Source organism: Bradyrhizobium sp. USDA 3650 (assembly GCF_054057395.1).
In genome coordinates, this window is sequence record NZ_JBSRZG010000001.1 from 1,703,307 (window position 1) to 1,716,009 (window position 12,703).

Sequence of the window (12,703 nt, forward strand, 5' to 3'; positions counted from 1 at the left end):
GATTGCCGATGGCTCTCAAAAAGAGAACCAGCGGCTAGCTCATTTGTTCATGATATGTTCTAATATAAAGCTAACGACGCCCCGGGAGTCAATCGAATTGGCGGGCCTTGGGATTCATGAGCTGAATCAAAGGGATTCCAATATGGACGTGCAACGCAAGCTGGAAATCCTGGCGGACGCCGCCAAGTACGACGCGTCCTGCGCCTCCAGCGGCACCGAGAGGCGGGATTCCAGCGACGGCAAGGGCATGGGCTCGACCGCGCCCGGCATGGGCATTTGCCATTCCTACGCGCCGGATGGCCGCTGCATCTCGCTGCTCAAAGTGCTGCTGACCAACGCCTGCAATTACGACTGCCTCTATTGCGTCAACCGCGCCTCCTCCAACGTGCCGCGTGCCCGCTTCACCATCGACGAAGTGGTCAAGCTGACGCTCGACTTCTACCGGCGCAATTACATCGAAGGACTGTTTCTCTCCTCCGGCATCATCCGCAACCCCGACTACACCATGGAGCAGGTGGTGAGCGTCGCGCGCAAACTGCGCGAGGAGCATCACTTCCGTGGCTACATCCATCTCAAGACGATCCCGGAGGCCGATGATGCATTGATCTCCGAGGCTGGCAAATATGCCGACCGTCTCTCCATCAACATCGAGATGCCGCAGGAGACGAGCCTGCAGCAATTCGCGCCAGAGAAAGACGTGCGCGCGATCCGCCGCACCATGGGCCGGCTGCGGCTGAAGCTGGACGAGGCCGAGGAAAGCCGCAGCGCGAACACGAAAGCCAAGCCGCAGCGCTTCGCGCCGGCCGGCCAGAGCACGCAGATGATCGTCGGCGCCGACGCGGCCTCCGACCACACCATCCTCCACACCAGCGCCAATCTCTACGGTTCATACAGGCTGAGGCGCGTCTATTATTCCGCGTTCAGCCCGATCCCCGATGCCAGCCGCGCGCTGCCTCTGCGCGCGCCGCCCTTGCTGCGCGAGCACCGACTCTACCAAGCCGACTGGCTGATGCGGTTCTACGGTTTTGATGTCGGCGAGATCGTCGACGACAGTGCGATGCTGCCGCTCGACATCGATCCAAAACTCGCCTGGGCATTACGCCACCGCGACCGCTTCCCGCTCGACGTCAACCGCGCCAGCCGCGAGGAATTGTTGCGCGTGCCGGGCTTCGGCACCAAGGCCGTCGAGCGCATCATCGCGGCGCGCCGCACGACCACGATCCGCGTCGCCGATCTCGCGCGGCTGCATGTGCCCCGCAACAAGGCGCTGCCGTTCATCGTCCTCAGCGATCACCGGCCCCCGCCGCATCGCCTCGACGAGGCACGGCTGATCGAACGGTTCAAGCCGAAAGCAACGCAACTGGGATTTGGCTTCTGATGCAGTACATCACACTCGAGAACGAAACCGATTTCGATGGCTGGCGCAAAGCCGCACGTATCCTCGTGCTTCACCAAATGAAACCGGCCGATGTCACTTGGGCCGTGCAGGGCGGCGAAGCGGAGCTGTTCGCGACGCCCTCGCCGTCTCCGCTGCCGGCGGCTGGCGATAGCACCTTCAATGTGCCTGCAAAATTCGTCGAGCTCGCCAAGGCCGCGATCCTGCATCGCGATCCCGAGCGTTTCGCGATCCTCTATCGCCTGCTGTTTCGGCTGAAGGACAATCACGACCTCATCGAGGTCGCGACCGATCTCGATGTCGCGCAAGTCACGGCCATGGCAAAGGCGGTCTACCGCGACGAGCACAAGATGCACGCCTTCGTGCGCTTCCGCGAGATCGGCAGGGAACGCGAAGCACACTACGTCGCCTGGTTCGAGCCGGAGCATCACATCGTCGAGCTCGCCGCGCCGTTCTTCGCCAAGCGCTTTGCCGACATGCCCTGGTCGATCCTGACGCCAGATTTGTGCGCGCATTGGGATGGCCACGCTCTCTCGTTCACATCAGGCGTCAGCAAGAGCGAGGCGCCGAGCGAAGACCGGCTGGAGGAAACCTGGCGGCGTTACTACGCCAGCATCTTCAATCCGGCCCGCCTGAAGGTGAAGGCGATGCAGGCCGAGATGCCGAAGAAATATTGGAGGAACCTGCCCGAGGCTTCGATCATTAAGCCTCTGATCGAGGACGCCGAGCGCATGACCGGCGCCATGATCGCCAATGCCGCAACCGATCCGCACAAGCCTCAAAGGCGGCCGGAGGCTCCGATGAAACGCAAGCTTGCTGCCGACGATCTCGAAGCGCTCCGCGAGGAGGCCGCTCACTGCCGCGCCTGCCATCTCTACAAGGACGCGACCCAGACCGTGTTCGGCGAGGGCCCGAAGTCCGCCAATATCATGCTGGTCGGCGAACAGCCCGGCGACAAGGAAGACCTCGCGGGCCATCCCTTCGTCGGTCCGGCCGGCCAGATGCTCGACCGGGCGCTGCAAGAGGCCGGCGTCGACCGCAAGAAGGTCTATGTCACCAACGCGGTGAAACACTTCAAATTCGTGCCGCGCGGCAAGATCCGCCTGCATCAGAAGCCGAATACGCCGGAGATAAAGGCCTGCCGGCAGTGGTATGAGCGGGAGGTCTCCGTCATCCAGCCCGATCTCATCGTCGCGATGGGCGCGACCGCCGCACAGAGCGTGTTCGGCAAGATCACCCCGATCGGAAAGAACCGCGGCCGGCTGATCGACCTGCCCGACGGCCGCAAGGCGCTGGTGACGGTGCACCCGTCCTATCTGCTGCGGTTGCCCGATCCGGAAGCCAAGGTGCTGGAATATCAGCGCTTTGTCGAAGATTTGAAGATCGCCGCCGGCTTGCAGAAGAAAGCGGCGCGCGCCGCCTGAATACGGGCGGGAAAACCCCTTTCAGGCGCCGTCTGTCATCCAGCCTTCAAATCCATCGGGGACAATAGCCCTTACAGAAAGTTAAGGGGCGTCCAGACATGACCGATGTTGCATTCGACCGCGCGGTAGCAGATCCCGCGCCGATCCAGCCGGCCTCGCGGCCAAATCTCGACAAGGGCTTCAATCCGCTGACGATGATCTTATTCTTCGGCATCCTCGCCGCGGGCCTGCTCTATGTGGCCTACAGCATCTATTCCGATGTCGATGCGACCGGTACCAGGGTCACGAGCTACCTACCCTATATCCTCCTTATCGTTGCGCTCCTGATTGCGCTCGGCTTCGAATTCGTAAACGGTTTCCACGACACCGCCAACGCGGTTGCGACGGTGATCTACACCCACTCGCTGCCGGCCGAAGTCGCGGTGATGTGGTCGGGCTTCTTCAACTTCCTCGGCGTGCTGCTCTCGTCCGGCGCCGTGGCCTTCGGCATCGTCTCACTGCTGCCGGTCGAGTTGATCCTGCAGGTCGGCTCTAGCGCCGGCTTCGCGATGGTGTTCGCGCTGCTGATCGCCGCGATCCTTTGGAACCTCGGCACCTGGTATTTCGGCCTGCCGGCCTCCTCCTCGCACACGCTGATCGGCTCGATCATCGGCGTCGGCGTCGCGAACGCGCTGATGCGCGGCCGCGACGGTACCTCGGGCGTGGACTGGGGCAAGGCCACGGAGATCGGATATGCGCTCCTGCTGTCCCCGCTGGTCGGCTTCGTCTGCGCCGCCGGCCTGCTGTTGCTGCTCAAGGTGATGATCAAGAACCCGGCGCTCTATGCCGCTCCTGAGGGTAACAAAGCCCCGCCGATCTGGATTCGCGGCCTGCTGATCCTGACCTGCACCGGCGTCAGCTTCGCCCACGGTTCGAACGACGGCCAGAAGGGCATGGGCCTGATCATGCTGATCCTGATCGGCACTGTGCCCACGGCCTATGCGCTCAACCGCGCATTGCCGGAGTCGCAGGTCGCCCAGTTCGCGAAGATTTCGGAAGCCGCCTCCAAGGTGGTTGCGGCCAAGGGCGCCGGCCATGCGATCATCGGCGATCCCCGTCCTGCGGTGACGCAGTACGTCACCTCGCATCACATCAGCGAAGGCACTTATCCTTCGCTGTCAGTGCTGGTGAAGGATGTCGGCGAGCAGGTCGCGAAATACGGTTCGCTGAACAAGGTGCCGGCGGAAGTCGTCGGCAACACCCGCAACGACATGTACCTGACCTCGGAAGCGATCCGCTTCCTGATGAAGGACAAGGAAAACGACCTTAGCAAGGAAGAGGTCGCGACCTTGAACGCCTACAAGGGCGGCCTCGACAGCGCGACCAAGTTCATCCCGACCTGGGTGAAGGTCGCGGTCGCCATCGCGCTCGGTCTCGGCACCATGATCGGCTGGAAGCGCATCGTCGTCACCGTCGGTGAGAAGATCGGCAAGACCCATCTCACCTACGCGCAGGGTGCCTCCGCCGAGCTCGTCGCCGCCGCCACGATCGGCGCCGCCGACGTATTCGGCCTGCCGGTCTCGACCACCCACGTGCTGTCTTCCGGCGTCGCCGGCACCATGGCCGCGAACGGTTCGGGTCTCCAGGTCGCCACCATCAGGAACATGGTGATGGCCTGGGTGCTGACCTTGCCCGTCGCCATCCTGTTGTCGGGCACGCTGTACGTGATCTTCTCGCGGATCTTCTGAAGCCGATCACGTCACTCGAAGATAAAGGGCCCGTGCGGTGCGCGGGCCCTTTTCGTTTGTGCTTTCGGCTTGATGTTGCGCTTGGCCTTACGATGCCGCGAGCGATTGCTCGACCAGCTTGACCCAGTACGACGTGCCGTAAACGATCGCCTCGTCATCGAAATTGTAGGCGGGGTGATGCAGGCCGGCGCTGTCGCCGTTGCCGCAGAAGATGAAGGCGCCGGGGCGCGCCTCCAGCATATAGGCGAAATCCTCGCCGCCCATCAGCGGCGACATCTCGAGGACGTTGGTCTCGCCCGCAACTTGCCCCGCGATGCGACGCGCGATCTCGGTCTCCGCGGCGTGATTGTTCACCACCGGATAATTCCGCTGGTAGCGCAAGTCGATCTTGGCGCCGGTGATCTGCGCCACGCCCGCCACAACCTCGTGCACGCGCTTCTCGACCAGCTTGCGCACCTCCGGCGACAGCGTGCGGATGGTGCCCCTCAGTGTCGCGGTTTGTGGAATCACGTTACGGGCATTGCCCGCGTGGAACTCGCAGATCGAGATCACGGCCGATTCCAGCGGATCGATGCTGCGCGCGACGATCGACTGCAGCGCCGTGATCACCTGCGCGCCGACCAGAACGGAATCGACGCATTTGTGCGGCCGCGCGGCATGGCCGCCGAGACCCTCGATCATGATATCGACTTCGTCAGTCGCCGCCATGATCGGACCCGGCCGGATCGCGAACGAGCCGACCGGGATGCCAGGACCGTTGTGCATGCCGTAGACCTGCTCGATGCCGAAGCGCTCCATCATTCCGTCCTTGACCATGGCCAAGCCGCCGGCGCCGCCCTCCTCGGCCGGCTGGAAGATCACCACGGCATCGCCGGCGAAGTTGCGGGTCTCGGCGAGATAACGCGCAGCACCGAGCAGCATCGCGGTGTGGCCGTCATGGCCGCAGGCGTGCATCTTGCCGGGAGTCTTCGAAGCGTAAGGCAGGTTGGTCTGTTCCTCGACCGGCAGCGCATCCATGTCGGCACGCAGGCCGATGGCCTTGAGGCCCTCGCCGGCCGGCTTGCTGCCCTTGATCACGCCGACCACGCCGGTCTGGCCGATCCCCGTCACGACCTGATCGCAACCGAATTCGCGCAGGCGGTCCGCGACGAATGCTGCGGTGCGGTGGACGTCATAGAGCAGCTCCGGATGCTGGTGGATGTCCCGGCGCCAGGCCTGAATATCGGGTTGAAGGTCGGCGACGCGGTTCACGATGGGCATGGAGGGTCTCAAGCTTTGTTGAAAATGCAGGCCTGTCTACCATGCAAGCACCAGTCCACCCAACTGGCGGGGATCGGGGTGTAGCCCTGACTCACAGGCATGGCCGGACTTGTCCCGGCCATCCACGTCTGACTATTAGAACGGAAAGCGCGTGGATGCCCCGGACAAGCCCGGGCATGACGCCTGTTGGGTGGAAGCAGCATGCCAAGGCGGCTCGAAGGTGAGTTTGACTACATTGTCGTTGGGGCCGGCACGGCGGGCTGCATCCTCGCCAACCGGCTGTCCGCCAATTCCAGCAATCGCGTCCTCGTCCTCGAAGCCGGCGGCGACGACAACTGGATCTGGTTCCACATTCCCGTCGGCTATCTCTTCGCCATCGGCAATCCGCGCTCGGACTGGATGTTCAGGACCGAGGCCGAGCCCGGGCTGAACGGCCGCTCGCTCGCCTATCCCCGTGGCAAGGTGATCGGCGGCTCCTCGGCGATCAACGCCATGATCTCGATGCGTGGACAGGCCGCCGATTACGATCACTGGCGCCAGCTCGGCATGACCGGCTGGGGTTATGACGACGTGCTGCCGCTGTTCAAACGGCTCGAGGATCATTTCCTCGGCGCGAGCGAGCATCACGGCGCCGGCGGCGGCTGGCGCATCGAGGCGCCGCGGCTGTCCTGGGAGGTCCTCGATGCCGTGGGCGATGCAGCCGAGGAGATGGGCATCAAGCGCATCCCGGATTTCAATACCGGCGACAACGAAGGCACCAGCTATTTTCACGTCAATCAGAAGCGCGGCCGGCGCTGGTCGTCGGCGCGCGGCTTCCTCAAGCCAGCGCTGAACCGCCCGAACCTGCGGCTCGAAAAGCATGTGTTGGTCGATCGTCTGATCATCGAACAGGGCCGCGCCGTCGGCGTGCGCTTCATCCAGAATGGCGAGATCATCGAGGCGCGTGCCAAACGCGAGGTGGTCCTCTCGGCGGGCGCGATCGGCTCGGTGCAGGTGCTGCATCGATCCGGCATCGGACCTGCCGACTGGCTGTCACCGCTCGGCATCGACATCGTGATGGATAAGCCGGGCGTCGGCCGCAATCTGCAGGACCATCTCCAGCAACGCGCGATCTACAAGGTCGAGGGCGTGCGCACCCTGAACGAGACCTATTACAATCTGGTTCGACGCGGCCTGATGGGCCTCGACTACGCCTTCCGCCGCCGCGGGCCGCTGACGATGGCGCCGTCGCAGCTCGGCATCTTCACCCGCTCCGATGCGACGCGCGCACGCGCCAACATCCAGTTCCACGTGCAGCCGCTGTCGCTCGACAAGTTCGGCGATCCCCTGCACCGCTTCCCCGCGATCACGGTGAGCGCCTGCAATCTCCAGCCGACCTCGCGCGGCACCGTAAGTCTGCGTTCGGCGGCCCCAGACGAGAAGCCGATCATCGCGCCGAATTACCTTTCAACGGATGACGACCGTCAGGTCGGCGCCGATGCCATTCGCACCACCCGCCGCCTGATGCAGCAGAAGGCGCTGGCAAAATATCGCCCGAGCGAATATCTGCCCGGCCCCGGCGTCGGCGACGACGATGCCTCGCTCGCGAAGGCCGCCGGCGACATCGGCACCACCATCTTCCATCCCGTCGGCACCGCGAAGATGGGCGCGGCAAGCGATCCGATGGCGGTCGTCGACGAACGCCTGCGCTTCTACGGCCTCGGCGGCCTTCGCATTGTCGATGCCTCGATCATGCCGACCATCACGTCGGGCAACACCAACACGCCGACCGCGATGATCGCCGAGAAGGGCGCGGCGATGATTTTGGAGGATGCGAAGTGAATGCGTAACCTCGATCGGGCGTAGCGAAATCTGGGAGAGGACGCTCGATTTGTCCCGCATTCCGGTACGCTCCATATGGCTACGCGTCCAACCACCTCACGAAAACGTCATCGCGTCCGGGAATAACACCCCCGCTCCCCCAATCACCTCCCCGAAGCCCAATTCCGGGCGAAGAGGAGCTGCGCGATGAGCGGACACGATCACGGCGAGGACGGCTTAAGCCGCCGCAAGGTGTTGGAATGCATGACCTGGGCCGGCACCGGGGTGCTCTGGACCATCACCGGTGGCGTGCCGCGCTCGCTCGGCATCATCGATTCCGCGCAGGCTGCGACCGCGGCCGCGCCCGGAATGACCTTCCTCCAGATCAGCGACAGCCATGTCGGCTTCGACAAGCCGGCCAATCCCAACGCACTCGGCACGCTGGAGGAAGCCATCAACAAGATCAACGCGATGCCGGTCAAGCCGTCCTTCATGATCCACACTGGCGACATCACGCATCTCTCCAAGGCCGCCGAGTTCGACAATGCCGATCGCATCATCTCGCAGAGCAAGCTCGACGTGCATTACGTGCCCGGCGAGCATGACTTCCTCGACGAGGACGTGAAGTTCTACCGCGAGCGCTACGGCCGCGGTACCAAGGGCGCAGGCTGGTATTCGTTCGACGCCGGCGGCGTGCACTTCATCGGCCTCGTCAATGTCGTCGACCTCAAGGCCGGAGGCCTCGGCAATCTCGGTGCCGAGCAGCTGGCCTGGCTCGAGGACGATCTGCGCGGCAAGTCGAAATCGACGCCGATCGTGCTGTTCGCCCACATCCCGCTCTGGACCGTCTACCCCGAATGGGGCTGGGGCACCGAGGACGGCGCCCGCGCGCTGGAACAGGTGAAAGGCTTCGGTTCGGTCACCGTGCTCAACGGCCACATTCACCAAGTGATGCAGAAGGTCGAAGGCAACGTCACCTTCCACACCGCCCGCTCCACCGCCTTTCCGCAGCCGGCGCCGGGAGCTGCCCCCTCGCCCGGACCGATGAAGGTCGAGGACGCAAAGCTCCGCGCGATGCTCGGCGTTGCCAGCATCAACTTCAAGCAGAACGAGCAGCGGCTCGCGATCATCGACACGCCGCTCCAGGGTTGATGCAGGGCTAACGGAAGCTGACAATGAAGACTCTCAATCGCCGCGACTTCGGTGTCGCCTTCGGTCTCGCTTGGGCCGCGGCCATGCTGCTACCCGCCACAACCGCCCGTGCCGACGACATGGAGGTGCATATCGACAATTTCGTCTTCCAGCCGGCCGAGCTCAAGATCAAGGTCGGCACCACCGTGACCTGGACCAACCGGGACGACATCCCCCACACCGTCGTGTCGGCCGGCAAATTCAGGTCCAAGACGCTGGACACTGACGACAAGTTCTCGTTCACCTTCACCAATGCGGGCGACTACAAGTATTTTTGTTCTCTGCACCCGCACATGACGGGGATGATCAAGGTTGAGTAACATCTCGAACCAAGGCATCAACGTCTTGCCCGGCCGGTGGTCCCACGCCGGCCGGGCTCGTGTGCCTTCGGTCACACACAGAGACAAGACGAACAGGGACGAAACGAACAACGACGAAACGAAGCAACGAGCAGAACAAGAGGCAAAGCGAGGAGCGATGCCCGCCAACGACGATTTGCAGAAGGCGCAACGCTTCCGCGAGGCGGCGCTGCCCTATCTCGACGACGTCTACACGCTCGCGCGCTATCTGTTGCGTGACGCCTCCGATGCCGAGGACGCGGTGCAGGAGTGCTATCTGCGCGCGCTGAAGCATTTCGACAGCTATCGCGGGCCGGCGATGAAGCCTTGGCTTTTCGCGATCCTGCGTAACGTCTGCAATGCCGAATATGCGCGGCGCGCGCACAGACACAGCGCGATCGACGACACGCCCGGCGCTGCCGAGCAGACGCCGATCTGGCAAGAGACCGAGGCAAGCCCGGAAACCGAAGTGCTGCGCAGCCGCGATGCGGGCGCGATCCGCAAGCTGATCGACGCTCTCGCCGAGCCGTTCAAGGAAACATTCGTGCTGCGGGAAATCAACAACCTGTCCTATCGTGAAATCGCCGAGGCCGTCGGCGCGCCCGTCGGCACCGTGATGTCCCGCCTCGCCCGCGCCCGCGCCATGCTGCGCGCGGCCTGGACGGCGGATGAGGAGCAAGCAAGATGACCTGCGACGAAGCAAGGATCCTGCTTCACGCGCTGCTCGACAACGAGCTCGATGCCGGCCATGCGCGCGAGGTCGAAGCCCATATCGCCAGCTGCCCGGCCTGCGCTGCGGAGCTTTCGGCCCAACGCGACATGCAGCGCGTGCTCGCGGACGCCGATTTGCGCTACACCGCACCGGCGAGCCTGCGTGCGCGTATCGAGGCTTCGCTGCCGCAGCCGCAGCGTCAACAGCCGAGCCGCCGCTCCGTGCTGCGCGGCTTTGCGATGGGCTCGGCAGTCTCCGCGCTCGCCGCCTCCGGCGTCGTCGCATTGGTGCTGCGCCAGGACGACCAGCAGCGCATCCTGTCGGAGGTCGTCTCCGCGCATCTGCGCTCGCTCCAGGCCGGCCACCTCATCGACGTGGTCTCGACCGACCAGCACACGGTGAAGCCGTGGTTCAACGGCAAGCTCGACGTCGCCCCTCCCGTGATCGACCTCACCGCACAAGGCTTTACGCTGGTCGGCGGCAGGCTCGATTATATCGACGCACGTGCCATCGGCGCGGTCGTCTACAAACGCCGGCAGCACGTGGTCAATCTGTTCGTGTCGCAGACGTCGAACGCGGAATACCGCGCGCCCAAGACCGAAACCATGCAGGGCTTCAACTGCCGGCGCTGGGGCAATCGCGGCCTGAACTTCTGGGCCGTCAGCGATCTCGGCGCCGACGAGCTCGCCGAATTCGTCGACAAGTTCGAGGCGGCGATGAAAGCGAATGTGGAGGGATAGCTGCCTCGTTGATGCGCGGGACCTTGAACCGTGTATCAGATAGTGATACATTGTCTGAGTGATCAAGACCTTCAGGGATAAGACGACTGAGGCAGTCTTTGACGGCGAAAGCCCTAAAGGCTTTCCGGCTGATCTGGTGAAGGTTGCGCGTCGGAAATTGCGCTATGTGCACGCAGCCAGCGAACTCAGCGACTTAAGGGCGCCGCCCGGCAACCGTCTTGAGGCCCTCGCGGGCGATCGCAAGGGACAGCACTCGATCAGGATCAACGATCAGTTCCGAGTGTGCTTCGTCTGGACAGCGAAGGGCGCCGCCGAGGTCGAGATTGTGGATTATCACTAGGAGACGCGAGGATGGCCAAAAAACTAAAGCCCATGCATCCTGGTGAGGTTCTTCGGGAGGAATTTCTGGCTCCGCTAGACATATCGGCAGGTGCGCTCGCCAAGACATGCGGCCTTCCCCGCACGCGAATCGAGCGAATCGCGAGCGAACAGACTGGGGTCACCGCCGACACAGCACTTCGACTCGCCAAAGCCCTCGGTACGACGGCCGAGCTTTGGCTCAATCTTCAGAATGACTACGATATTCAGATTGCCAAACGCGATCTCGGCAAGGCTCTCGACCGCATCGAGACTGTGAACAAGCCCAAGGCGGCCTGAGCGATCAGGTCACGCCGACCGCCGCACCGCGTTGTCCACCAGCGTCTTGCCGAGCGACCAGATCGCGCCGGGAACCTTGTGGCTGCCGGCGATGACGTCGTCGAAGGCGCGCTCGATCCAGCCGCAATCTTCCTCGGTGATGGTGAGCGGCGGCAGAAGCTTGATGGTGTGGCTGCCGTGGCCGGCGACCTGCGTGAGGATCTTGTGGTCCTTGAACAGCGGCACGGTGATGAGCTGGCAGAATAGGCCCTTGTTGGCTGCCTCTAGCACGTTCCAGGACGCTCGCAGCCGCAGCGATTTCGGCGGGCCGAACTCGACGCCGATCATCAGGCCCTTGCCGCGGACTTCCTTCAACAGCTCGTAGCCGGGCACCATGCGCGTGAGCGCGAGGCGCAGCTCGGCACCGCGCTTGGCGGCGGACTCGATCAGCTTCTCGGACTCCATGATGTCGAGCGTGGCGATGCCCGCAGCCATCGCCAGGTCGTTCTTGGAGAAAGTCGAGCCGTGCACGACTGCACGGTCCATCTGGTTGAATATCTTGTCGAAGATGCTCTTGCGCGTCAGCACCGCGCCGACCGGCACGTGGCCGCCGGACAGCGACTTCGACAGCAGCACCATGTCGGGCTCGACATTCCAGTGCTCGACCGCGAGGAAGCGGCCGGTGCGGCCCATGCCGGTCTGGATCTCGTCGGCGACGAACAGCGTGCCGTATTTCTTGCAGAGCGCAGCCGCACCCGGCAGGAACTCGTCGGTGGGCATGTTGACGCCCTTGCCCTGGATCGGCTCGACGACGAAGGCCGCCACCTCGCGCGAGGCCAGCGCCTTTTCGAGCGCGGCGAGATCGTTGAACGGGATCGAGGTGCAGCCCGGCAGCAGCGGCTCGAAGCCGGTGCGGAAGTTCGAATCACCCGTGAGCGACAGCGCGCCATAGGTCAGGCCGTGATAGCCGTGGGCGCAATAGACGATCCCCGGACGGCCGGTGGCGCCGCGGGCGAACTTGATCGCGGCTTCGACGCATTCGGCGCCGGAATTGGCGAAGAACGCCTTGTCGAGATATGGAACGTACTTCAAAAGCCGCTCGGCAAGCACGCCGGCAAGCACCGAGACGTCGAACTGGACGAGGTTGGGCAGGTCGGCATCGAGCACGCTCTTGAGCGCCTCGCGCATGACCGGATGATTGCGCCCGATCGCAAACACGCCAAAACCGGACAAGAGGTCGAGATAGCGCGCCCCGTCGCGGTCGTAAAGGTACTGTCCCTGCCCCTTCTGGAAGCCGACATCGTAGCCGATGGTCTTCAGGACCCGAACGAATTGCTCGTTCAGATGCCGATTATGCAGGGCGCTGCGCTGGGCCTGGCGGTCCGCGAACAGCTGAGACATGTCTGGATTTGGGCTGTGCATCCGCTACATACTTCGGTTGAGGGCCGTCTCGTCAACTGAAAACGGAACGTCGCTGAA

12 protein-coding genes are annotated in these 12,703 nt (G+C 63.6%); 10 read left to right on the forward strand and 2 right to left on the reverse strand.

Translation table 11 applies throughout. The features are described 5' to 3' along the window. Positions 1-142 precede the first annotated feature (142 nt). The 3 genes from ACVIN2_RS08195 (at position 143) to ACVIN2_RS08205 (ending at position 4,547) form a co-directional block, all read left to right on the forward strand. Complete coding sequence (locus ACVIN2_RS08195) at positions 143-1,378, forward strand: putative DNA modification/repair radical SAM protein (protein WP_456765210.1); 1,236 nt, start codon at positions 143-145, stop codon at positions 1,376-1,378. After that, positions 1,378-2,820: a UdgX family uracil-DNA binding protein gene (locus ACVIN2_RS08200; protein ID WP_456765211.1), complete on the forward strand. Its 1,443-nt coding sequence runs from the start codon at positions 1,378-1,380 to the stop codon at positions 2,818-2,820. Before ACVIN2_RS08195 ends, ACVIN2_RS08200 begins: the two co-directional genes overlap by 1 nt. Before the next feature lie 98 nt (positions 2,821-2,918). Continuing rightward, positions 2,919-4,547, forward strand: coding sequence for an inorganic phosphate transporter (locus ACVIN2_RS08205; protein WP_456765212.1), 1,629 nt, complete (start codon positions 2,919-2,921; stop codon positions 4,545-4,547). Between the two features lie 87 nt (positions 4,548-4,634). Here the strand turns inward: ACVIN2_RS08205 and ACVIN2_RS08210 are convergent, their stop codons facing one another. Further along, positions 4,635-5,807 (reverse strand): M20 aminoacylase family protein, encoded by a 1,173-nt coding sequence (locus tag ACVIN2_RS08210; protein ID WP_456765213.1) that lies wholly within the window; start codon positions 5,805-5,807, stop codon positions 4,635-4,637. Between the two features lie 201 nt (positions 5,808-6,008). Between ACVIN2_RS08210 and ACVIN2_RS08215 the strand changes: the two genes are divergently transcribed. From ACVIN2_RS08215 to ACVIN2_RS08245, 7 genes are all read left to right on the forward strand, one after another. Next, positions 6,009-7,628 (forward strand): GMC family oxidoreductase, encoded by a 1,620-nt coding sequence (locus ACVIN2_RS08215; RefSeq protein WP_456765214.1) that lies wholly within the window; start codon positions 6,009-6,011, stop codon positions 7,626-7,628. A 186-nt stretch (positions 7,629-7,814) separates the two neighbouring features. Next, the gene (locus tag ACVIN2_RS08220; protein ID WP_027569020.1) at positions 7,815-8,759 is read left to right on the forward strand and encodes a metallophosphoesterase family protein; all 945 of its coding nucleotides are present in this window, start codon (positions 7,815-7,817) and stop codon (positions 8,757-8,759) included. 23 nt (positions 8,760-8,782) lie between these two features. Next, positions 8,783-9,118, forward strand: coding sequence for a cupredoxin domain-containing protein (locus ACVIN2_RS08225; RefSeq protein ID WP_456765215.1), 336 nt, complete (start codon positions 8,783-8,785; stop codon positions 9,116-9,118). 157 nt (positions 9,119-9,275) lie between these two features. Next, a complete protein-coding gene (locus ACVIN2_RS08230) occupies positions 9,276-9,824 on the forward strand; it encodes a sigma-70 family RNA polymerase sigma factor (protein WP_247288712.1) in 549 nt (182 codons plus the stop codon). Beyond that, positions 9,821-10,588, forward strand: coding sequence for an anti-sigma factor family protein (locus tag ACVIN2_RS08235; protein WP_456765216.1), 768 nt, complete (start codon positions 9,821-9,823; stop codon positions 10,586-10,588). Before ACVIN2_RS08230 ends, ACVIN2_RS08235 begins: the two co-directional genes overlap by 4 nt. Positions 10,589-10,646: 58 nt before the next feature. Continuing rightward, positions 10,647-10,928, forward strand: coding sequence for a type II toxin-antitoxin system RelE/ParE family toxin (locus ACVIN2_RS08240; RefSeq protein ID WP_456765217.1), 282 nt, complete (start codon positions 10,647-10,649; stop codon positions 10,926-10,928). Between the two features lie 11 nt (positions 10,929-10,939). Continuing rightward, positions 10,940-11,245, forward strand: coding sequence for a HigA family addiction module antitoxin (locus tag ACVIN2_RS08245; protein ID WP_456765218.1), 306 nt, complete (start codon positions 10,940-10,942; stop codon positions 11,243-11,245). A gap of 9 nt (positions 11,246-11,254) precedes the next feature. On the opposite strand, the gene hpnO is transcribed toward ACVIN2_RS08245, so the two are convergent. After that, positions 11,255-12,646, reverse strand: a complete 1,392-nt coding sequence (gene hpnO, locus ACVIN2_RS08250) for an aminobacteriohopanetriol synthase HpnO (RefSeq protein WP_026233264.1) — start codon at positions 12,644-12,646, stop codon at positions 11,255-11,257. Positions 12,647-12,703: the final 57 nt, after the last annotated feature.